At 41.6% G+C, this 21,090-nt stretch carries 20 protein-coding genes, 2 tRNA genes and 1 pseudogene; 13 read left to right on the top strand and 10 right to left on the bottom strand.

All coding sequences use genetic code 11. From position 1 onward, the window contains the following. Positions 1–17 precede the first annotated feature (17 nt). Together sucC and ABIB39_RS20215 are read left to right on the top strand one after the other, a co-directional pair. A pseudogene (gene sucC, locus ABIB39_RS20220) lies at positions 18–1,214 on the top strand (ADP-forming succinate--CoA ligase subunit beta); the annotation flags it as partial. A gap of 247 nt (positions 1,215–1,461) precedes the next feature. After that, positions 1,462–1,992 (top strand): YceI family protein, encoded by a 531-nt coding sequence (locus ABIB39_RS20215; RefSeq protein ID WP_354431992.1) that lies wholly within the window; start codon positions 1,462–1,464, stop codon positions 1,990–1,992. A gap of 127 nt (positions 1,993–2,119) precedes the next feature. On the opposite strand, the gene ABIB39_RS20210 is transcribed toward ABIB39_RS20215, so the two are convergent. Then, on the bottom strand, positions 2,120–2,563 hold the full coding sequence (locus ABIB39_RS20210) for an SRPBCC family protein (protein WP_354431991.1): 444 nt from the start codon (positions 2,561–2,563) through the stop codon (positions 2,120–2,122). A 101-nt stretch (positions 2,564–2,664) separates the two neighbouring features. Between ABIB39_RS20210 and ABIB39_RS20205 the strand changes: the two genes are divergently transcribed. Both ABIB39_RS20205 and nhaA read left to right on the top strand, forming a co-directional pair. Then, positions 2,665–3,285 carry an L-threonylcarbamoyladenylate synthase gene (locus ABIB39_RS20205; protein ID WP_354431990.1) on the top strand — a complete coding sequence of 207 codons (621 nt, stop codon included), beginning with the start codon at positions 2,665–2,667 and terminating at the stop codon, positions 3,283–3,285. 32 nt (positions 3,286–3,317) lie between these two features. Then, a complete protein-coding gene (gene nhaA / locus ABIB39_RS20200) occupies positions 3,318–4,466 on the top strand; it encodes a Na+/H+ antiporter NhaA (RefSeq protein ID WP_354431989.1) in 1,149 nt (382 codons plus the stop codon). Here the strand turns inward: nhaA and trpA are convergent. Further along, entirely contained in the window at positions 4,456–5,226 is a 771-nt protein-coding gene (trpA, locus tag ABIB39_RS20195) for a tryptophan synthase subunit alpha (protein ID WP_354432040.1), read from the bottom strand. The two genes, nhaA and trpA, sit on opposite strands and share 11 nt — an antisense overlap. Positions 5,227–5,429: 203 nt before the next feature. On the opposite strand from trpA, the gene ABIB39_RS20190 reads away from it, so the two are divergent. From ABIB39_RS20190 to lepB, 3 genes are all read left to right on the top strand, one after another. Continuing rightward, positions 5,430–6,926 carry a sodium:solute symporter gene (locus ABIB39_RS20190; RefSeq protein WP_354431988.1) on the top strand — a complete coding sequence of 499 codons (1,497 nt, stop codon included), beginning with the start codon at positions 5,430–5,432 and terminating at the stop codon, positions 6,924–6,926. 93 nt (positions 6,927–7,019) lie between these two features. Next, on the top strand, positions 7,020–7,727 hold the full coding sequence (locus tag ABIB39_RS20185; RefSeq protein WP_354431987.1) for an LOG family protein: 708 nt from the start codon (positions 7,020–7,022) through the stop codon (positions 7,725–7,727). Positions 7,728–7,772: 45 nt separating this feature from the next. Beyond that, a complete protein-coding gene (lepB, locus tag ABIB39_RS20180; protein ID WP_354431986.1) occupies positions 7,773–8,438 on the top strand; it encodes a signal peptidase I in 666 nt (221 codons plus the stop codon). 69 nt (positions 8,439–8,507) lie between these two features. Here the strand turns inward: lepB and ABIB39_RS20175 are convergent, their stop codons facing one another. Then, positions 8,508–10,463 carry a TlpA family protein disulfide reductase gene (locus ABIB39_RS20175; RefSeq protein WP_354431985.1) on the bottom strand — a complete coding sequence of 652 codons (1,956 nt, stop codon included), beginning with the start codon at positions 10,461–10,463 and terminating at the stop codon, positions 8,508–8,510. Between the two features lie 180 nt (positions 10,464–10,643). Here ABIB39_RS20175 and ABIB39_RS20170 point away from each other — a divergent pair, with 180 nt between their 5' ends. Continuing rightward, positions 10,644–10,766: a hypothetical protein gene (locus ABIB39_RS20170; protein WP_354431984.1), complete on the top strand. Its 123-nt coding sequence runs from the start codon at positions 10,644–10,646 to the stop codon at positions 10,764–10,766. 10 nt (positions 10,767–10,776) lie between these two features. Beyond that, positions 10,777–12,042, top strand: coding sequence for a TCR/Tet family MFS transporter (locus ABIB39_RS20165; protein WP_354431983.1), 1,266 nt, complete (start codon positions 10,777–10,779; stop codon positions 12,040–12,042). Here ABIB39_RS20165 and ABIB39_RS20160 read toward each other — a convergent pair. The 3 genes from ABIB39_RS20160 to ABIB39_RS20150 are packed head-to-tail and all read right to left on the bottom strand — an operon-like array spanning position 12,026 to position 15,971. Then, positions 12,026–12,619: a DUF502 domain-containing protein gene (locus tag ABIB39_RS20160; RefSeq protein ID WP_354431982.1), complete on the bottom strand. Its 594-nt coding sequence runs from the start codon at positions 12,617–12,619 to the stop codon at positions 12,026–12,028. The genes ABIB39_RS20165 and ABIB39_RS20160 overlap by 17 nt on opposite strands. A gap of 44 nt (positions 12,620–12,663) precedes the next feature. Continuing rightward, a complete protein-coding gene (locus tag ABIB39_RS20155) occupies positions 12,664–13,488 on the bottom strand; it encodes a S1 family peptidase (RefSeq protein WP_354431981.1) in 825 nt (274 codons plus the stop codon). A gap of 23 nt (positions 13,489–13,511) precedes the next feature. After that, entirely contained in the window at positions 13,512–15,971 is a 2,460-nt protein-coding gene (locus ABIB39_RS20150) for a bifunctional UDP-N-acetylmuramoyl-tripeptide:D-alanyl-D-alanine ligase/alanine racemase (RefSeq protein ID WP_354431980.1), read from the bottom strand. A 58-nt stretch (positions 15,972–16,029) separates the two neighbouring features. On the opposite strand from ABIB39_RS20150, the gene ABIB39_RS20145 reads away from it, so the two are divergent. The 4 genes from ABIB39_RS20145 (at position 16,030) to ABIB39_RS20130 (ending at position 18,309) form a co-directional block, all read left to right on the top strand. Next, positions 16,030–16,512 (top strand): regulatory protein RecX, encoded by a 483-nt coding sequence (locus ABIB39_RS20145; RefSeq protein WP_354431979.1) that lies wholly within the window; start codon positions 16,030–16,032, stop codon positions 16,510–16,512. Between the two features lie 111 nt (positions 16,513–16,623). Continuing rightward, a tRNA-Gly gene (locus ABIB39_RS20140) sits at positions 16,624–16,696 on the top strand. 49 nt (positions 16,697–16,745) lie between these two features. Then, positions 16,746–16,830: transfer RNA gene (locus ABIB39_RS20135), tRNA-Leu, on the top strand. A gap of 252 nt (positions 16,831–17,082) precedes the next feature. Further along, positions 17,083–18,309, top strand: coding sequence for a site-specific integrase (locus ABIB39_RS20130; RefSeq protein ID WP_354431978.1), 1,227 nt, complete (start codon positions 17,083–17,085; stop codon positions 18,307–18,309). 160 nt (positions 18,310–18,469) lie between these two features. Here the strand turns inward: ABIB39_RS20130 and ABIB39_RS20125 are convergent, their stop codons facing one another. The 4 genes from ABIB39_RS20125 to ABIB39_RS20110 form a co-directional block, all read right to left on the bottom strand. Beyond that, entirely contained in the window at positions 18,470–18,829 is a 360-nt protein-coding gene (locus tag ABIB39_RS20125) for a hypothetical protein (protein ID WP_354431977.1), read from the bottom strand. A gap of 3 nt (positions 18,830–18,832) precedes the next feature. Then, a complete protein-coding gene (locus ABIB39_RS20120; protein WP_354431976.1) occupies positions 18,833–19,096 on the bottom strand; it encodes a helix-turn-helix domain-containing protein in 264 nt (87 codons plus the stop codon). A gap of 194 nt (positions 19,097–19,290) precedes the next feature. Then, on the bottom strand, positions 19,291–20,286 hold the full coding sequence (locus ABIB39_RS20115) for a hypothetical protein (RefSeq protein ID WP_354431975.1): 996 nt from the start codon (positions 20,284–20,286) through the stop codon (positions 19,291–19,293). Positions 20,287–20,814: 528 nt separating this feature from the next. Further along, positions 20,815–21,090: hypothetical protein (locus ABIB39_RS20110; RefSeq protein ID WP_354431974.1), on the bottom strand; the 276-nt coding region annotated here is incomplete at its 5' end.

Raw genomic sequence — 21,090 nt, 5'->3', positions numbered from 1 at the left:
CCGCAAATTCTTCAAATAACATGAACATTCACGAATATCAGGGCAAAGCGATACTTAAAAGCTTTGGCGTAAGAGTACAAGAAGGCATAGTTGCAGAAACACCTGAAGAGGCTGTTGCTGCTGCTCAGAAAATGAAGGAAGACTTTGGGTCGGACTGGACAGTTATAAAAGCACAGATACACGCAGGTGGCCGCGGTAAAGGCGGTGGTGTAAAAGTAGCCAAGAACGCAGATCAGGTTAAAGAAATTGCAGGCAATATCATAGGTATGCAATTGGTAACCCCGCAAACCGGCCCCGAAGGTAAACTTGTTAAAAAAGTTTTGGTTGCGCAGGATGTTTACTACCCCGGCGAAAGCGAAGTAAAAGAATATTATATAAGTGTATTGCTTGACCGTGCTAAAGGCCGCAACATTATCATGTACAGTACCGAAGGTGGTATGGACATTGAAGAAGTGGCGCACTCTACACCAGAGCTGATACACAAAGAAGAGATTGATCCTAAGGTTGGTTTACAAGGTTTCCAGGCGCGTAAGATCGCGTTTAACCTGGGCTTATCCGGCGATGCTTTTAAGGATATGGTAAAATTTATCACTGCTTTGTACAAAGCGTATGATGCTACCGACTCGTCTCAGTTTGAAATTAACCCGGTACTTAAAACATCTGACAATAAAATTTTAGCGGTTGATGCTAAAGTAAACATTGATGATAACGCTTTATACCGCCACCCGGATTATGCAGCGATGCGCGATACCGATGAGGAAGACCCTACCGAGGTTGAAGCAAGCAAAAGCAACCTTAACTATGTAAAACTTGACGGTAACGTTGGTTGTATGGTTAACGGTGCCGGTTTAGCTATGGCTACCATGGATATCATCAAAATTGCCGGTGGCGAGCCTGCAAACTTCCTTGACGTTGGCGGAACAGCTAACGCGGCAACAGTTAAAGCCGGTTTTAACATCATCCTTTCGGATCCTAATGTTAAAGCTATCCTGATTAATATTTTTGGTGGCATTGTTCGTTGTGACCGTGTTGCCCAGGGTGTAATTGATGCTTATCATGAAATTGGTAACATTCCTGTACCCATTATTGTGCGTTTACAAGGCACAAACGCTGCCGAAGCAAAAGAACTGATCGATAACTCTGGTTTAAAAGTATTCTCGGCTATCTTGTTAAAAGAAGCTGCGGACAGGGTTAAAGAAGTGTTGGCACTTTAGTAGTGATTCGAGTCCCGATTGCCAATCGGGAAGTTGACCTGCATACATATTAAGGGAACCATTTTGGTTCCCTTTTTTTGTTTGTATCAAACTGTTATATCATAATTTAAACAAACAATCGCCCTCCCATATAGTTGCTTAGGGACTATGTCTGTGTATTGTAATACTTTTAAAAGACAATAGATGTTTAAACATCTATTATTATATTTGTATCATTATTAAAGCAAAACAAAAAAAACTAAATATCATGGCAACAACTAAATGGGTTTTAGACCCAATGCACTCAGAAGTTCAATTCAAAGTAAAACACTTAGTAATATCAACGGTAACAGGATCTTTCAAAACGTTTGAAGGATCATTAGAAACCGAAAGTGAAGATTTCAGCGGCGCTTCGGTTGAGTTTTCTTTAGATGTTAACAGCATCGATACTACCCAACCACAACGCGATGAACACTTAAAAAGCGCTGAATTTTTCGACGCGGCAAGCTTCCCAAAGATCAGCTTCAAATCAACATCTTTTACTAAAGATGGCGACGATTATAAACTAGCAGGCAACCTTACTATTAAAGATGTAACCAAACCGGTAACATTTGCTGTAGAGCACGGTGGTATAGCAGGTGATTTTTACGGTAATACCAAAGCAGGCTTTGAAGTAACCGGCAAAATAAACCGTAAAGAGTTTGGCCTTACCTGGGATGGCGTAACCGAAGCAGGTTCCATAGTAGTGGGCGAAGACATTAAACTTATAGCTAACATCCAGTTTGCCAAGCAAGCATAATTAGTTGATCGGTGTCCCGATAGGTATCGGGAGGGTGATTAGAATCCCGACAGCTATTGGGAAGTTGCTAATCGCTTTTTATAAATAAAAGGAAGCCATCTGGTAAAGCGGATGGCTTTTTTCGTGTTTATACCTCCATATTTTTCTTCAGGTCAAGTAAGCGTTGTTTGACATTGTTTTGAAGGTTGCGTGTAGCGATACCGGCAAACAAATTAAACGGAAACCTAAGCGAAAACGAGTACAGGAATATTACTTCGGTTTGTGCGGGCGTTATTTCCTTAAATGTCCACGAACCAAAAAATGCGCTAAACATATATGGCCCTTTAGTCATTTTTATGGCGGTAGCTTTTGAGCGATTAAAAGACACGTATTTTGTTTCCATACCGAGGCCATTTTTGGCTACACACCATGCCCTTACGCCTACCCCTGCTTCTGTGGCTCCGTTTATCAATTCGGCCTTTTTAAGAAACGTGTCCCATCTTAGCCTGTTGCCATAATCCTGTGTAAAATCAAAAGCAACCTGTTGCGATGTGTTAATGATGATACTTTCGGTGAATTTGATGTTTTTCATTTGTGGTTAAATAACCAATCGCAAGGTATATAATTAACCAATCAACAACAATTGGGCGGCATTATTGTCTTCAATAAAAGCGGTATATTTGCTTTATAATTATGCTAATACGAATTTACCCCGAAAACCCGAACGAAAAAGCTATTGAGCAGGCAGCTGATATATTGCGCAAAGGCGGCATCATCATCTACCCTACAGATACGGTTTACGGTTTGGGTTGTGATATAACCAACCAAAAAGCTATCGAACGGATTTGCAAGATCAGGAACATCAAGCCGGACAAGGCCAACTTTTCGTTCATCTGTTACGATCTTAGCCATATATCAGACTACATCAAACCTATTGATAACTCAACGTTTCGGGTGCTTAAAAAAGCTTTACCCGGACCGTTCACTTTTATATTTAATGCCAGCCACGCGGTACCAAAATTACTGAGCAGCAATAAAAAAACGGTAGGTATCCGTGTGCCTGATAATAATATTGCCCGCGCAATTGTAAAAGCCCTGGGTAACCCTATCCTATCAACATCTATCCATGACGAGGATGAGATCATCGAATACTCTACCGACCCGGAACTGATCCACGAGAAGTATGAGGAATTGGTTGACCTGGTAGTAGATGGCGGTTATGGCGAAAATATACCATCAACCGTGGTAGACTGTACAAACGGCGATTTCGAGGTGATTCGTGAAGGTAAAGGCGACCTGCAAGAATATTTATAATCCCTATCTTCACGTTTTAAGCAAACAATATCGTGGCCGGTAACCTTAAACAATTCGCAGAATTTATCCGCTCCTATGCTACAGGTGGCGTCATACTTGTAACCTGCGTTATTATTTCATTGATAATTGCAAATACAGCCTTACACACACCCTTCACTCATTTTTTGGATAATCATATCGGCCCTTACAGCAGGCTAACCTGGATAAACGACGGGCTGATGGCTATATTTTTCCTTCTGGTTGGTTTAGAGATCAAGGACGAAGTTTTAAACGGCGAGTTGTCCGACAGGCAATCTGCTACCTTACCCGTTTTCGCAGCCCTTGGTGGCATGCTTGTCCCGGCCGGTATCTACGCCTTGGTCAATTACAATACCGCCACTCGCGCAGGTTGGGGCATCCCCATGGCTACAGATATTGCTTTTGTGGTGGCAATCATAAGTGTTATTAAATCGCGCGTGCCACAATCCTTACAGGTATTTATTAAAGCGCTTGCTATAGTGGATGACCTTGGGGCGATATTGGTTATAGCGATCTTCTATTCGGCGGGGTTGCATACAACCTATTTGCTACTGGCATTGGGCATGTTTGTTTTGCAGATGCTTTTTAATCGTTTTAACGTGCGCTACCTTTTGGCTTATATTATTCCCGGCGTGTTCATGTGGTATTTTATCCATCACTCGGGCATCCATGCAACAGTAGCAGGCGTATTAACTGCAATGGCTATACCGCACGATGTAAAGCTCGATTATTCGCCATTAAAGAAACTTATCCACCTACTGGAGAATCCGGTTAATTTTCTTATCATACCTATATTCGCATTAGCTAATTCCAACATCAACATTAGCGAAAGCCTGGCTGGTGATAACCTGATCAGCCCCTTATCAGCAGGCATCTTATTAGGATTGATGCTGGGCAAACCGATAGGTATTACCCTGTTTAGCTGGCTGGCTGTAAAACTAAAATTATCTAAACTGGCCGATGGTGTTAAGTGGATGCAGGTTTGGGGGATTGGTCAACTTGCGGGCATCGGTTTCACCATGTCGATATTTTTGGCGCTGTTATCCTTTACTGATACCACTTTGCATAACCAGGCTAAGCTTACTATATTGATCAGTTCGGTATTGGCAGCGGCAATAGGTTACGCTATCCTTATCCGCATAAAGCAGAACCCTACCCCTTAATTCCTTTTATAAACGCGGGGATCTTATCCATGTAGCCATCCTCGCCCAAAAGTTTTACAAACGCGCTACCTACAATGGCACCGTTTGCGTACTCGCAAGCTTTATTAAAGGATCTGTTATCTGAAATGCCGAAACCAATAATGGCAGGGTTGTTTAACGTCATTGCTTTTATACGCTTGTAATACTCTTCTATACTATCGGTCAATTGCAAACTACCACCGGTTATAGATGATGATGACAGCAGGTAAATAAAACTATTGCTCAGGCTATCTATCTTACGGATGCGTTCTTCTGATGTTTGTGGTGTAACCAAAAAAATATTACTTAGGCCGTTGTCTTCAAAGTGATTGCTGTACAGCATCTCGTACTCGTACATCGGCAGGTCAGGAACTATGATGCCATCAACTCCAACTGCTGCAGCTGCTTTGCAAAAACGGTCAACACCGTATTGTACTATCGGATTAACGTAACCCATCAGTAAAACTGGGATGCTTACCCGGTTGCGCAAGTCTTTTAACTGCTCAAATAATATATTAAGGTTCATGCCATTATCCAAGGCTGTTTGTGAACTATGCTGAATAGTTGGCCCATCTGCAACAGGATCAGAATATGGGAACCCTATCTCCAGGAAATCTGCACCGGCTTTTTCCAACGCTTCGGCAATATCAACGGTAGTGTTTAACTCCGGGTAACCGGCGGTAAAATATATCGAAAGCAGGTTATTATTCTTAGCGGCAAAAAGTTGATTGAGGCGGTTCATGGAAGCGATTGTGTTAGCCATATTTATTACCTGCTTACTTTAACCGGCAGGTGGTTACAAAAATATCTTTATTAAATATCTTTTCAGCTATAAATAACAGATTTTAGAGCGTTTTCATTCACACACGTTCTTGTTTCATATAACTTAAACCCCTACTTTAGGGCTATCCTGCGTTGGCAGGCTTGCATTTAAACCTGAAGAATATGTCGCCTGCAATATTACTATCATTTATAATCGGTTACTTTTTAGTGTTGCTGGTAATATCATACCTCACCTCTAAAAAATCATCAGATAACGATACCTTTTTCGTAGCTAACCGTAACTCCAAGTGGTATTTAGTAGCCTTTGGGATGATAGGCACGGCGCTTAGCGGGGTTACGTTTATATCTGTACCGGGCAAGGTTGGCGCACCAAGCGGTGATCAGTTCGCGTACTTTCAGTTTGTGTTGGGTAACGCGGCAGGCTTTCTAATTATCGCCACCGTGCTGTTACCGCTTTATTACCGCTTAAAGCTCACGTCCATTTATAGTTACATTGAGCAAGCCCTGGGTACCTGGAGCTATAAAACCGCCGCCGGTATTTTCCTGTTAAGCCGTACAATCGGTTCGTCATTCAGGTTATACCTGGTGGTTATCGTACTGCAAAAATTCATCTTCGATAGCTATGGGGTGCCCTTTGCTGTTACGGTGATGATATGTTTGGTGCTGATATGGTCGTACACGTTCAAGGGCGGCTTAAAAACCATCATTATAACCGACAGCCTGCAAACCCTGTTCCTGGTATCATCGGTGTTCCTGTCTATCTATTTCATTTGCGATAGCCTGCACTACAGCATCTTCCAGGCGGCAGAAGCTATCAAAAATAGCAGCTATTCCAAAATTTTTTTCTTTGACGATTTTCTGGGCAGCCACTTCCACCTTAGCAAACAATTCCTTGGAGGCATGTTCATCACCATTGGTATGACAGGCCTTGACCAGGACCTTATGCAGAAAAACCTGAGTCTCAAAAATATTAAAGAAGCACAGAAAAATATGTTCAGTTTTACCGCGGTTTTCGTGGTGATAAACATCTTCTTTTTAAGCGTAGGCGCGCTGCTTTATATGTACGCGCAACGTAATGGCATCAGCGTAGCAAAAACCGATTACTTATACCCTACCATCGCCTTACAATACCTGGGGATTATACCAGCTATGGTGTTTATGCTTGGCTTAACCGCTGCTACCTTCGCCACTACAGATTCTGCACTTACAGCGTTAACCACATCGTTCTGTGTCGATTTCCTGAACTTCAATAAACGTGGAGACGTCAACAGTAAGAAAATGGTGAACGTACGCCACTATGTACATGTCGCATTTTCGGGCTTGATGTTTCTAACTATTATCGCGTTCAACGCTCTTAACAACGATGCGGTGGTGACTGCCATATTTAAAGTTGCATCGTACACCTATGGGCCGCTGCTTGGCCTTTATAGCTTCGGTTTATTTATGAGTAAAAGGCAGGTGAGGGATAAAATGGTGCCGTTTATTTGTTTGATCTCTCCCGCGGTTTGCTACTTCCTCAGCACAGAGTCAAAAGTGTTACTGGGCGGCTATGTTTTCGATAACGAACTCATCATTGTAAACGGTTTAATTACATTTGTGGGGTTGTGGATCTCTTCGAGTCCGAAAGTCGTGAAGTCCGTAAGTCCGCAAGTAGCTTAAACCGCACATTATAAAACCTTAAACAAAATTTATTGTAATATTATTACACTTCCGGACTTCCCGATTCATCGGACTTCGGACTAATTTACTAACATGACTGGTGAAGATAAAATAAGAGAAGCATTCGAAAATAAAAACTGGCAGGAAATTAAAGTAACCGATTCCTGGCAGATCTTTAAAATTATGGCCGAGTTTGTCGACGGCTTCGAGAAACTGGCCAAAATAGGCCCGTGTGTGTCCATCTTTGGATCGGCACGCACCCATAATGATAACCCTTACTATAAATTGGCAGAAGATGCCGCACGCCTCCTTACCGAGCGTGGCTATGGTGTAATATCCGGCGGTGGCCCGGGTATTATGGAAGCTGCCAACAAAGGCGCTTACGAGGCTGGTGGCAAATCGGTAGGTTTAAATATCGAGCTGCCGTTTGAGCAATTCCATAACAAGTATATAGACAGAGATAAGATCCTGGAGTTTGATTACTTCTTTATCCGTAAAGTAATGTTCATGAAATACTCGCAGGGCTTCATTATCCTGCCGGGTGGTTTTGGCACCATGGACGAATCTTTTGAAGCCATTACGCTAATACAAACCGGTAAGATCGCCCGCTTTCCTATTGTATTTGTCGGGGTAGATTATTGGGGAGGCCTGTTTAAATGGGTAGAAGAAAAGATGCTTGCCAACGAGCATAACATCAGCGCCGATGACCTTAACCTTTACCGCGTAGTTGATACTGCCGAAGAAGCTGCCGAGCATATCTTCCGTTTCTATGATAAATATGTACTGAAACCGAATTTTTAACAAACGCCAATCCCCGAAAGGGGATTTTTTTATTACATTCCCTTCATGAAAAAAACATGGAACATTATAGCGATCGTTGCTTTTTCGCTTGTTTGCCTGTGGTATTTATTAAAGGTAACCTTTGTTTTTGCTATTTATCAAATACCAAGTGATGCTAATAAGCCTGCCATAAAACCAGGTGATAAGATATACGTATCGCGTTTTGCAAAACCTGAGTTTAATAAGTTTTTATGTTTCGAAAAAAAAGGCGTTCCGTTGTCGGTATTCAGGTGCGTTGGCATGCCAAACGATATCATTGAAATTAGGTTGGGCGTGTTATACAGAAACGGGAAACAGTTATACGAACCTAAAATATGGAATGAATACCTTATAAATAAAAAAATGTTAACCAGTATTTTAGGTTATGTAAAAACCAATGGCTACGATCTATACGAAGTTAACGATAGTATCTCCAGGATCGCGATATCTAAAAGTGAGTTACAGGGTTTCAAGTTAAAGCTGCAACAATATGTGGTATCTAAAGACTCCGTCAACGAAATGATCTCGAAGGCTTATCCGGGTACTGGTTACAATGAAGATAATTTTGGCCCGCTAAAAATACCTGCAAACAATTATTTTGTACTTGGTGATGACAGGCACAACGCTGCTGATTCCCGCTACTTTGGCCTTGTAAATGAAACTGAAATAAAAGCAACCGTTATAAATAAATAAATAAGGGCTATAACTAAAAAAGGCGCACGGGAATATCCGAAGCGCCTTTTTACTATATACAGTTTAGGTTTATTTAAGCATAGATACTTTTGGTGCGTTTGCAACTGCATCCGGGTTAGTGGTAAGTTCAACCATGTTGGTTACCTCGTCAAGCACCGCTTCTGCCGAGCCTGAATAACCCACATATTTAAACCTGATATTACCATCTTTATCAATAACGAACTTAGTTGGGATGCCCAAAACCTTAAAGTCAGAAACTACTTTAGCCTGTTTGCCGCTGCTATCCTTTTCATCCATTAATACATGAAAGGTATATTTGTTGTCGGCTATAAATTTCTTAACTCCAGGCAGGTAATTGTCGCCGGTTTCCCAAGTATCAATAAACAGGAACTTTACGTTGGGGTTATCTTTAAATTTATTAACCGCCATTTGCATGCCCGGGAATGATGCTTTACAAGGGCCGCACCAGGTAGCCCAAAAATCCACAATAACCACTTTGCCTTTTAGGCTTGCCAGCGACACTTCCTTCCCGTCAAAATCCTTTAACGCGAAGGCAGGCGCCGGTGTATTTATCATTTCTTTAACAAGTTTTGCCCTGCCCGCATCGTTCTTTTGTTTATACATGCCGGCGACATATTCTTCATACCCCGCGTTGCTGCCTTTCACTTTAGCGTATGCAATTGCCAGTTGAGCCTTTAAAATTTCTGAACCTTTACCTGCAAGAATAGATTTCTCTACAATCTCTTTTGTTTTTACATATTGGCCATTTGCGTTTAATATCAACGCGTAATGCTCATTAATTTCTGCATCCTGGTATTTCATACCATCATATACTTCGCTCTGCACCTTTAATGCCTCAGGGAATTTACCTTGCTTAAACAGGATAAATGCATAGGTATCGGCAATTCCCCCGTAGGTTGCCCGGTTATTATCAGCTACTTGTTTAGCAGTCATGTACATACCGGCCTCAGCATTTTTAAAATCATCATTTAAAATATCTAAAGATTGTTTGGATAATACAGCTGCTTCGTCCAGGTGTTCACCCTTTTCTGCCCAGGCCCATGCGGCACTGTTTAACGCATTGGCTAATTGCGATTTGGTTTTCACCTTCGCTGCCCATTCGTTATATTTAGCGGTATTCCCGGCGTTAAGGTAAGCTGCTGCAATTTGCATCCTGAAATTATCCTGAACTGTATTTTTTTCATTCTTTTCGGGATATTTAGCAATATAGGCCGAATATAATTCCGCTTTCTTAGCAGCATCTTGCTCCTTATTGATGACAATGCCTGCGGCATTCTGCGCGGCTTCTCCATTCGGGAATTTCGTGATGATAATTGCGTTCAATGAATCAAAAGCAGCTTTATTTCTCAATCTGCTGTAAATTCCGGATGCCATCATCATATCTTTCTCATTACCACTTTTTGACCACGCAGCAATTTTCTCTTTGACTAATTTTTGGCTGGCGTCGTCCTTCAAACTCGCTACCATGCTCACATAGCTTACACCAAAGTCTTTTTCGCTTTGCGGATAAAGCTCAAATTCTTTTTTATAAAGAGTAAGCGCTTCTGGTACATCGGTTTTTAATTTAGTGAAGTAATTGCCCATACCGCTACCTACAAGATAGGCTTTCATAGCATAAGCGCCGGCAACAGGCTTTTCGCTATTATCAGTAACCAGGTATACGTAACCTTTTTCAACATTATCATCTATCGCTTCACCGCTGCTTAGTTTAACAAACAAGGTTTTAGTATCTGCAGGTACCGTAAACTCCCCTTTCAAATCTGCACCACTTTTTATTAAAGCTGCATCAGCAGCTGGGTTGCGCTTATTATCTAAAAAGTAAACGGTTGCCTTTATGTCCTGCTTACCATCAAGCGGGGTGCCGGCAGGGTTATAAGTAAAACTGATCTTCTGGCCAACAGATGGGGTTTCGTCAGATAGTTTTAAATGTGCCGCTGTTTGCGCGAACGCGCTGTGCATCAGCAAAGCACAAGGTAATGTGAGGATAAGGTTAAGTGTTTTCATGGTATAACTAAATTTTTAGTCAATTTAAGGATTTAGTTATATTACTTCCAAATATTATCTAATAATTAATAGCGAGTTTTAAATTATTAGTTGTTATTTTACGGGAATGGACTTGCTTACCGAACCCCCAAAAAAGGCCGCACTGAGCTTAATATTTGTTACCCTATTTATATACCGGGCATGCCTTACTTTATAGCATCGGCCTTAATGCTTACAGGGGCCATGCTTGCCGTAAGAAGTTTTAGAAAAGAGAAACAAACTACTGATAATTCATCTTATAACAGCGGCGCAAATAATCGCTGATACTCAACTTATGGACGAACCCGTAGTACAACACGGCAAAGCTGCTTTAGGATTTATCTTCATAACGATATTTATCGATGTGCTTGGCCTGGGTATTATAATTCCTATTTTGCCTAAGCTACTGGAGGAACTTGGCCACGTTGATATCAGTATGGCCAGCCAGTACAGCGGGTGGCTTACGTTTACTTACGCATCTATGCAGTTTCTGTTCGCACCAGTTTTGGGTAATTTGAGCGATATGATTGGCCGCAGGCCTGTGTTGCTATTTTCATTGTTCGGTTTCGGTATCGATTATTTGTTTATGGCCTTCGCCCCTACCATTGCCTGGCTTTTTATAGGGCGGTTGATAGCGGGTATAGCAGGCGCAAGTACCACAACCGCAACGGCTTACATTGCCGATATCAGCAGCGGCGAAAAACGCGCTACCAATTTTGGATTAATAGGCGCGGCAACCGGGCTTGGCTTTATATTAGGCATTGGCCTTGGTGGCTTTTTAGGTAATTACTGGATAAAGCTGCCGTTCATCGTAGCCGCCGGATTGGCTTTGTTAAACGCGCTTTACGGCTATTTTGTGCTGCCCGAATCTTTATCACTCAGGAACCGCCGACGCTTTGAATGGAAACGCGCTAACCCCATTGGGTCACTTTTGCGCCTGCGTAAATATTCTATGGCGATAAGCACATTGATAACCGCGTACACAATTGTTTATATCGGCCAAAAAGCTATTGAGGGTGTTTTGCCATTTTATTTGATAGAGAAATTCCAGTGGACGCTTCCCAGCATTAGTGCCCTTGGTATCTTTATAGGCTTATTGATAGCCGCTATTCAAGGCGGTTTTGTAAGATGGACGATCCCTAAATTTGGGATGCGAAAAAATATAATGGCGGGGATAACCTTTTATGGTATCGGTTTGGTATTTATTGCGTTTAATAATGTAGGCTGGCTGATGTATATCTATATGATCCCCTATTGCCTTGGCGGCATTGGTGGTACGGCTTTGCAAGGTTTTATTTCGGATAACGTCCCCCCTAACGAACAAGGCGAATTGCAGGGAGCGTTGGCAAGTCTTGTAAGCCTAACCACCATCATTGGCCCGCTGATGATGACCACGCTGTTTCACCACTTTACCATCAAAGGTGGTTCGGTTTATTTCCCCGGCGCTCCATTTTTATTGGGTGCCATCCTGATGTTTATCGCCATAATTTTAACTATTCGCAGCTTTAAAAAGAAAGACCCAAAACTGTTACCGCAAAACGCCTCTACTCCAGCCCACTAACCCCGCCCGAGATCACAAATTTCATCACTTCGGCAGCGCTTCGGTTTATCGGCTTTATTTTGTCTACGGAAACAATTACTACCTGCCCTGCAAACGAGTACGACATGGGGAAGTAAACAGCAACTTCGCCCGGCAAGCCAAGCGCTTTCATGTCCTTTTGTACCAGGAAGCCTATTTTTTTCAGTCCAAATTCATTTACCTCTACCAAAACGGGTTCGTTAAATTTCTTTTCTTCGCCTACAAAAGCTTCGGTAAGATCTTTTATGGATGAATAAAGGAACTTGAATAATGGGACGCGATTAAGCCATCGCATAACCCATTTTTTAATGGGGTCGGTAATTACATTAGTAACCAATATACCGGCGATCAGTATAATAACAATAACCGTTAAGATACCTAAACCAGGTATATATAGTGGCTTCCCCTGTGCATCTACCAATATTTCGGTACTTAGGTTTAGCCCCGTATCTATCCGCGATACAACCCAAAACATCAGGAAAAATGCAGCGCCAAGCGGCACCACAATTAACAGCCCTTTTACAAAATAATTAAGCAGCGCACGGAACAATCTCTTCATTTATCTGTCTAAAATTTTACTCGTAAAACTACAAGCTTTTGAAATCAATTATCGAATAACTTTTCAAGTTCTATAATACGCTCTGACTTAATTATGACACCAAGATTTATGGGTATTCTTAATAGAGAAACAGACTGATTAGTTGTGGGAATATCGACAACTTTAATTTCGCCCTGCGTTGTATATTGAGGGCCAGCATATAACACGCCTAATAAAAAAATCCTCACCTGCCCGACGATAAAAGTCCCCTTCTTGTCTTTGTAACCTCCCTGATTTAAAATTAAAACAGGCGAACCACTTGAACCTGGAAAACAAGCAGCATCGATCAGGATTTCTTTTTTTCCGTTGTAATCAAATACTGGATGAGTTGCAGTTATGCCTTTTCGAAAGATGGGTTTGTTATTCTTTGAATCCCAAATACCATTAGGATAACCAATCATTATAATCTCTTCCAATGCATCTAACTCAGTTAACTGATCCTTCGTTGGTATTATTGATTTATCTAAAGGATCATAATATAACTTTTGTCCCCGACTATTTGCCTCGTTTAAATACGGTGCAATTGGCATAGCACATAAATCTACATTAGCATCTGGGTGCTTACGCCATAACGACTCGAAATTACCGAGGGTAATGGGAAAGTGCTGCGTATCTAACGGCGTATTGTCAGCAGAAGACCTTGTAAAAGTAAGTCTTCCATTCATAGCACCTTCTATAACATGCTTGTTCGTAACAACGACAGGAATATGTGTTTTTCCATCATCAAAGAACTTAAAGAAAAAACCAGTTCCGGTACTTATCCCCTTCTCGTTCTCACACTCAATTCGCACTGTTGAATATGTAAGCCGCTCAGTTACTGTTAGTCCCATATCTTTTAATAAAAAATTAAAATTTACTCGTAAAAGTACACTCTTTTTACCCGCTGCGAAATGTTTGTTAGTATTTCGTAAGGGATGGTGCCTATTTGCTGGGCAAGGTCTTCTATCCGTTGTTGCTGGTTAAATACAATAACTTCGTCGCCTTCTTTTACTTCTACATTACTTACGTCAAGCATGCACATATCCATGGTGATGTTGCCTACAGTCGGCACTAGGGTTCCGTTTACCAGCATTTTTCCAACACCATTGCCAAAAGCACGCACGTAACCATCGGCATAACCTATGCGCACGGTGGCTATTTTACCATCGTCCTTTAAACTGCCACTACGGTTGTAGCTAACGGTTTCGGCAGCGGGCACCCTCTTAACCTGCGATACGGTAGTTTTCAAAGTAGCCACGGGTTGTAAACCGCTTTCTCCGCGTGGTACAGCCGCATCTACCCCGTACAGGCCAATGCCAAGCCTTACCATATCGTAACGCGCGTTTGGCCAGCGACTGATGCCGGATGTATTGCTAATGTGTTTTATAACGGAATAGCCCAAGGCCTCTTCTATCTGCTTATAAGCCGTTTCGAAGATCTGGATCTGCTGCATGGTAAACATATCGTGCAGTTCATTGTCGCTCGCTACAAAATGCGAGTAAACGGATTGTACACGGATGTACGGGTTTATCTCCAGCAGGTCGCACAGCGCTTCCACTTCAAAGGCTTCGAAACCTACCCTGTGCATGCCGCTATCTATTTTTAGGTGGATGGGGTAGTTCAGCACGTCCTCTTCCTGCGCAAATTTCACAAACTCGTCCAGTAAGGTAAAACTATATATGGCAGGCTCTAACTTATTGGCTACCATTTTATCATAAGCCAAAGGCTCGGGGTTAAGCACCATAATAGGCAATGTTATGCCAGTTTCGCGCAGTGCGATACCTTCGTCCGTATAAGCTACGGCCAAATAATCTACTTTGTTGTATTGCAGCATGTTAGCTACCTCAAAAGTACCACTCCCATACGAAAAAGCTTTTACCATCGCCATGATCTTTACTCCCGGTTCCAGCTTTGCTTTGTAAAAGTTGAGGTTGCTGAGTAAGGTATTCAGGTTTATCTCCAATACTGTTTCATGTGCTTTTTGTACCAGCGCACGGCTTATTTTCTCAAATTCGAAACTGCGCGAGCCTTTGATCAGGATGGTCTCTTCGTGCAGGTGCAGTTTACTCAGATCTTTCAACAACGACGATGTATCGGAATAAAAATGAATTTGAGGAATGTTAAAAAGCGATTTATGCTCCTGTAAAAACGTGCCCACGCCTATAAAACGGTCTACCTGTTTGCCGTTTATCATCTGAGCAACCTGTTTGTACAATGCCTCCTGCTGCAAACCTGATTGATAAATATCGGACAGGATCAATGTTCTCTTTTGATGTTGATTTTGCTGGTTTAAAAAGTTAAGCGCGATCTCCAAAGATTGAATATCTGAGTTGTACGAATCATCAATAATAGAGCAATCGTTGATGCCATGCTTCAGTTCCAAACGCATGCTTACAGGGGCAAGGCGCTCGATACGTTCGTCCGCATCTTCCGGGCTATAACCCATGGCCAGCATGGTGGCCCAGCAAACTATAGCATTCTCTATTGATGCCTCATCGCGAAAAGGCATCAGGCATTCTATTTCCTGTTCTTTGTAGATGGCCCGCATATAATATTTGCCTTGTATAGTGGTTTCGCTGAACACGTAAAGGTCGGAAAGATTAAATTTGCGGCTCCACGCAAAACACTCTCGGCTTTTTAGGTCCTCCCGGTGATCAAGCAAGGCTTCGTAATTGTATATTATCTGCTTGCATTCTTTAAATAGTTTAAGCTTTTCGGTTAGCTTGTCTTCGGGTGTTTCAAAGCCCTCATCGTGCGCGGTGCCAATGTGGGTAAGCACGCCGATGGTAGGCTGAATAATCATTTCCAATTTATCCATTTCGCCGGGCACTGAGATGCCTGCCTCAAAAATACCCAGGTTATGCGTTTCGTTAATTTGCCATATAGAAAGCGGCACCCCAATTTGCGAGTTATAACTTTTCGGGTTGCGCACAATACTTCTCTCGGGATTCATGAGTTGGTAAAGCCACTCCTTCACAATGGTTTTGCCATTGCTACCGGTGATACCAATGACATCCAAACTAAACTGTTTACGGTGATAAGCGGCAAGCGCCTGTAGAGCCTTCAATACATCTGCCACTACCAGGAAATTGGCATCTGGCATAATGGTATCGGGTTGGTGGTTCACTACAAAATTACGGACGCCGGCAGTGTAGGTATCAGCAATAAATTCGTGCCCGTCGCGCCGCCCGGGCAATGCAAAAAACAAAGAGCAATCGGGGTTGTTTACCCGGCGGCTATCGGTAAGCAACACACTTATGGTAGCATCGCCAACAATGTCCCCGGTGGCATTTATAACTTGTTTTATATCGTTTATAGCGTACGAATTTTGCATGACACGAATTTGCTTATATTTATGTGAATAGAAGAATTTTTGACGATTTTTGGTTTTAATGGACGCCCCTAAAAAAGTAAAAATTACCGACGTAAATGTAGCCATGAAAAAGGCCGAACATTACTGCGCCTACCAGGAGCGGTCGCAGCAGGAAGTACGCAACAAACTTTACGATCTGGGGTTGTGGACGGATGCGGTGGAGAACATCATCACCCGTTTGATAGAAGAGAATTATCTAAATGAAGAACGCTTTGCCAAAGCCTATACAAAAGGTAAGTTTAACCAAAAGGGCTGGGGCAGAATAAAGATAAAGCAGGGACTGAAACAGAAACATGTATCGCCCGTGTTGATAAAAAAGGCGCTTTTGCAAATAGACGCCAGCGATTATATGGATACCCTAACGCGTTTGATAGAAAAAAAAGTAGCTACGTTGACAGAGAAAGACCCGTACAAACGCAGGTATAAACTGCAGCAGTACGCTTTAAGCCGCGGTTTTGAAACAGACCTAACTGCTGAAGTTTTGAAAAACAGCGAGTTATAAAAAACTTTTAAAAAACTTTAAATATTACTTGCAGAACGTTCATTTCTGTCTATATTTGCACTCCCGCAAACGCAGTAAGGCTTTAGCTGAATGCCAAGTAGGAATACCAATGCGAAAGTAGCTCAGTTGGTAGAGCACGACCTTGCCAAGGTCGGGGTCGCGAGTTCGAATCTCGTCTTTCGCTCGAATCCCTTCCTTACCGGAGGGATTTATTGTTAAAAGGTTAATCGCCTGCTCAGATGGTGGAACTGGTAGACACGCAGGACTTAAAATCCTGTTCCCGTTAAAGGAGTGCGGGTTCGATTCCCGCTCTGAGTACAAAAGCACAGGCAAAGTGCTTCAAAAAGCCCTTAAATCAATGATTTAGGGGCTTTTTTGTTTTAAAGCCTACTCAAAACTCGTATATAAACACATAATTCTATTGAGTGATTCATTGAGTAACCTAAGAGCAAAAAAAAGACTCAATGAAAACGCCACAATAGACTGACAATCAAAGATGTACGCCTCGTAAACATCTTGATTGTCAGCGGCCGAATTCCGACATTTGTTTTACCCTTTTAATGCGTAATTATGTTAGAAAAAAGCTTCGGGTTATTGTTCTTTATGCGAAAACCCAAAAATTACCGGACAGGCCCACTACCAGTCTACTTAAAAATCACTATTGACGGCGAGTCAAAAGAATTGTCATCAAAACGAAAATGCGATCCATCCCAATGGAACGTCAAATCCGGCAGGGCGTCCGGAAACAAGGAATCCGTGAAAGAACTAAATCATTACCTGGATTCGCTGGAACAAATGGTGTTTCTGGCAAAAAGAAAATTAATTGAATCGGAAAAGGAGATTACGGTCGAGGCGATAAAAAGTATCATGACCGGAACAGATGAGAAAAAAGTGGGGTTATTGGAAGTTTTTAAACATCACAACGCGCAGATGAAAGCGTTAGAGGGAACTGAGTTTTCCCCGAATACCGTAAACCGGTATGAAACAACGATGACGCACACTTCGACTTTTATAAAATGGAAATATGGTTTGGAAGATTTAAATATAAAAAAACTGGACTATGAGTTCATCTCAGAGTTTTGCTTTTGGTTCAAAGGCATCCAGAAATGCAATCACAACTCGACGATGAAATACCTTTCAAATGTTAAAAAAGTCGTCTTGATCTGCGTAAAAAATAAGTTGCTACCAACTGATCCCTTCGCTAATTTTAAATTCACCAGGAAACCTGTTGAACGGATAGCTTTGACCGAACATGAGTTAAAAAAGATTGCTACAAAAAAATTTGCTACCGACCGGTTAGTTTTTGTTCGCGATATTTTCCTTTTCAGTTGCTACACCGGATTATCCTATGCAGATGTAGAAAAATTAAAATACTCCGAAATTGTAAAGGGTATTGATAATGGAAACTGGATATTCACCAATCGGCAAAAAACGGGTAGTTCATCCAGGATACCTCTCCTACCTGAAGCAATGGCCATCCTTGAAAAATACAAGACAAACCCAAAGTGTTTAAATAGTGGGCTTGTATTACCAGTGTCCAGCAATCAAAAAATGAATTCGTACTTAAAGGAGATTGCCGGAATTGCCGGGATTAATAAAGAGCTTACTTTTCATATTGCAAGGCATACATTTGCTACCACGATTACCTTAAGTTACGGTGTTCCTATGGAAACCGTATCGAAAATGCTCGGACATACTAACATTAAACAAACACAGCATTACGCTAAATTGACTGACACAAAGGTGAGTAATGATATGCACGAATTAATACATAAAAGGTCCGTTATAAACAAGTAGCGATAGCTGAATCTACTTATTTTTCAAAAAAAAGATATCTGGATACAAACCGGCAACTAAGATCGCTGACCATTACAAAAAAAGTGCGAGAAGGCTTTGATGCTAAAATTTAAGCCCTTTCGCACGTTAATTCCCAAAACTCCCACATAACACGCCCAAATTAGTGGAGAATTGACTGATCAATATTACTTAAAGCATTAGGGAACATATCGCCTGCAATTATCGCATTGGGCTTTATTATGATTTCGATTGATGTTCCTTGATAAGAATCATAGGTTGGCACATACACAATATAACCAAGATCTTTTAAGCATTTGATAGACTTATGGTAGGTGGTTATGCTGCGAAAATGGGCTTTGGCCATGAGTAATTTTCTGGTGACCTTTATTTCCTTCTGGAAACCATTTTGCTGCCAAAGGTTCAACAGGGCAGTGTATAAACTAATCTGCCATACATTTACCCTGGGATCATCGCCTATCTTGGAAAATAGTTCAGAAAGAATAGTTGTTTGTGATGTCATATGTTAGGTTTTTTTGCCACTGATCATATTTTCAATATCAGTAAGTTTGTAATAGTGGATCCCTCCTACTTTTTGGGATTTAAGTTTGCCGCTGATCCTTAAATTCTGTATGGTACCAGTAGAGATTTTAAGCATTCGCCTAACATCGCTGCACCTTAGCCACTCTTGATGTTCGTGAATTTGAGGAGAAAGCAATAATTTAATATCACTAAGTAACGCTTTACGAAAAGTTTCCAGATCGTCTTTGGTAAGAAGTTCAAAAGGCATTTTGGGAATGATTAGCATAAATTTCATGTGCAAAAAGATATGCGCATGATCGCTACCCGCCTTTCCGGCCGGCAGCTTGGATAGCCTGCGGCTTTATGATGAAGATTTTGGCAAATCATCACCTACCGTTAAGCCATATATTTTTTCCGATTATTTAACCAAGCCGTTCTAATTGCATGAGGAATTGATCCGGGCTAAAGCTTTTTATCTAGCTGATAGAATGAGACTTTTGTATGCGTAATCCATCCGCCGTCCGTAGTGTGGACACAAGCTTCGCAACAATTATACAGACGATCAATTAAGTATTGATCTATGTTCAGTTTGAGCGAATAATATTTCAGGCTACCATCTATCCTGCTTTGCAGGGAATGAAGTAAGCCAGTGCGTTCATCATTTACATAAAATTCGTCGCACGTTTCACCGCAGTATGGGCAGGATGCAGCAAAATAACTTTCCTGATCCGCATCGTTAAATCGGAAACTGACGGGTGTAATTACCGGATCCTTAATTCTTAGCATTTCAATAAAATCGGCAATCAAAATTGTGTCGTCCATCATGATTTGACTTAAATTCAACAGGCCGTTATAATATTTCCAGGTTGTGTTTTTCCAGCTGGTTAATTGTTTATCCGGAAAGACCAGACCAGTTATTGTTTTTATTTCCTTCCCGCATTTCCAGCAATTACCCTTCATTATTTCAAGATTGACTTGTTGTAGCCCCTTCCTCGGGCCGGCGTATATGAGCCTACCCTCCCAGACTTTGGCCAAACCGCGGTGGAGGTATTCATAATGAATACCATCAAAAGTCATTTTATTGTTTTTATCCAGGTAGCAGGAAATCCATATAAAATCCGGACTATGCACCAGAAGTCGTTCGGAAATAAAAGTACCGGTATCGGCTAAATAATCGGCCTGGGGTTCTTCATTGATCACTATTAATAACACCCTTTCTGACAGGAGCAAGTCCCTCAGCATCAATAGTTGCTTTTCATTATCCGCGTTAAGCTTAATAGATAATGGTAAAACCAGGATATTAACCATTTTCGACTCTCCCGCTATGTGAGCGTGGAAAGCGTGACTTATCTCACAGGGTTGCGCTCCCGGCAACTGATCTTCAGCGATATGCTGCCAATTAACCGGCAAAGTTTGTTCCAATTCATGGGATACAAAATCATAAAAAATGTCTTTCATGGTTAGGCTGGATTAATTTAAAAGGATGTTTTTGGTAAGAACAGTAACCATTTTCATTACTGTAGCTGCGATAGGGCCTTATAATAATAAAAGTCCCCAAACACTCGCTGCCGGGGACTTTCAACCTAAACCTTATCACAATTAACCGGCAGATTGCTGGTATTTAAGATGTTGTAAAACTATCAATTATTCTTCAATAATGCCGATTATACGCAGTATTACGACTATAATCATTAAACCTGCGCCGGTACTCTCGTTCTTCGTTTAATCTTTTATAAAGCACGTTACACCGCCACGCACAGGCGCCGCAAGCTATGAAGGCAACTGCTAAGCAGGTCAATGTCTCCTTCCTTGCCTCCGCCTTTTGAGCTTCAGTCATTTTATCCTTCGTATGTTTTCTTCCAACTGCCCCAAAAAAGGCAAACATGGATATGATACAAGCTAATAGGATGTTACGTACGATGGCTTTCATGGCATTAATTTATTAATTAAAATTACTAATTAAGTTAGTAATCTCCAAGCGTTTAATCAATTTAATTCGTAAATTTTATTGCTTTTTCGTGCTTCTAAAACCCTTTCGCGTATGGTTTCTATGATGTTGGATTCAGGTATTCCCTGAAACAGGATCGTAGCATTTTCAGCATCAGTACTTTTTAAGGTCAGAACCATTAGCTTGCAAATTTGCATGATAAACGACTGCGTTATAATGTAATGTAGGCTAAGCACCCAGCGCCTTGCTATATCACTATAGTAGGTTTCCATGTACTCGCCCCCGAACCGTACGTACACCTTCCAGCGTATACG

This window comes from Mucilaginibacter sp. UYP27 (assembly GCF_040547175.1).
Classification (GTDB): Bacteria; Bacteroidota; Bacteroidia; order Sphingobacteriales; family Sphingobacteriaceae; genus Mucilaginibacter.
The sequence above is the reverse complement of the archived record's forward strand: the minus strand, read 5'-3'. Positions and strand labels throughout refer to the sequence as shown.

Bases quoted from the DNA above. Each gene is read 5' to 3' on its own strand.
- ABIB39_RS20215 (WP_354431992.1), top strand. From the start codon at position 1,462: ATGGCAACAACTAAATGGGTTTTAGACCCAATGCACTCAGAAGTTCAA.
- ABIB39_RS20210 (WP_354431991.1), bottom strand. From the start codon at position 2,563: ATGAAAAACATCAAATTCACCGAAAGTATCATCATTAACACATCGCAA.
- ABIB39_RS20205 (WP_354431990.1), top strand. From the start codon at position 2,665: ATGCTAATACGAATTTACCCCGAAAACCCGAACGAAAAAGCTATTGAG.
- trpA (WP_354432040.1), bottom strand. From the start codon at position 5,226: ATGAACCGCCTCAATCAACTTTTTGCCGCTAAGAATAATAACCTGCTT.
- ABIB39_RS20190 (WP_354431988.1), top strand. From the start codon at position 5,430: ATGTCGCCTGCAATATTACTATCATTTATAATCGGTTACTTTTTAGTG.
- ABIB39_RS20185 (WP_354431987.1), top strand. From the start codon at position 7,020: ATGACTGGTGAAGATAAAATAAGAGAAGCATTCGAAAATAAAAACTGG.
- lepB (WP_354431986.1), top strand. From the start codon at position 7,773: ATGAAAAAAACATGGAACATTATAGCGATCGTTGCTTTTTCGCTTGTT.
- ABIB39_RS20175 (WP_354431985.1), bottom strand. From the start codon at position 10,463: ATGAAAACACTTAACCTTATCCTCACATTACCTTGTGCTTTGCTGATG.
- ABIB39_RS20170 (WP_354431984.1), top strand. From the start codon at position 10,644: ATGCCTTACTTTATAGCATCGGCCTTAATGCTTACAGGGGCCATGCTT.
- ABIB39_RS20165 (WP_354431983.1), top strand. From the start codon at position 10,777: ATGGACGAACCCGTAGTACAACACGGCAAAGCTGCTTTAGGATTTATC.
- ABIB39_RS20160 (WP_354431982.1), bottom strand. From the start codon at position 12,619: ATGAAGAGATTGTTCCGTGCGCTGCTTAATTATTTTGTAAAAGGGCTG.
- ABIB39_RS20155 (WP_354431981.1), bottom strand. From the start codon at position 13,488: ATGGGACTAACAGTAACTGAGCGGCTTACATATTCAACAGTGCGAATT.
- ABIB39_RS20150 (WP_354431980.1), bottom strand. From the start codon at position 15,971: ATGCAAAATTCGTACGCTATAAACGATATAAAACAAGTTATAAATGCC.
- ABIB39_RS20145 (WP_354431979.1), top strand. From the start codon at position 16,030: ATGGACGCCCCTAAAAAAGTAAAAATTACCGACGTAAATGTAGCCATG.
- ABIB39_RS20130 (WP_354431978.1), top strand. From the start codon at position 17,083: ATGTTAGAAAAAAGCTTCGGGTTATTGTTCTTTATGCGAAAACCCAAA.
- ABIB39_RS20125 (WP_354431977.1), bottom strand. From the start codon at position 18,829: ATGACATCACAAACAACTATTCTTTCTGAACTATTTTCCAAGATAGGC.
- ABIB39_RS20120 (WP_354431976.1), bottom strand. From the start codon at position 19,096: ATGCCTTTTGAACTTCTTACCAAAGACGATCTGGAAACTTTTCGTAAA.
- ABIB39_RS20115 (WP_354431975.1), bottom strand. From the start codon at position 20,286: ATGAAAGACATTTTTTATGATTTTGTATCCCATGAATTGGAACAAACT.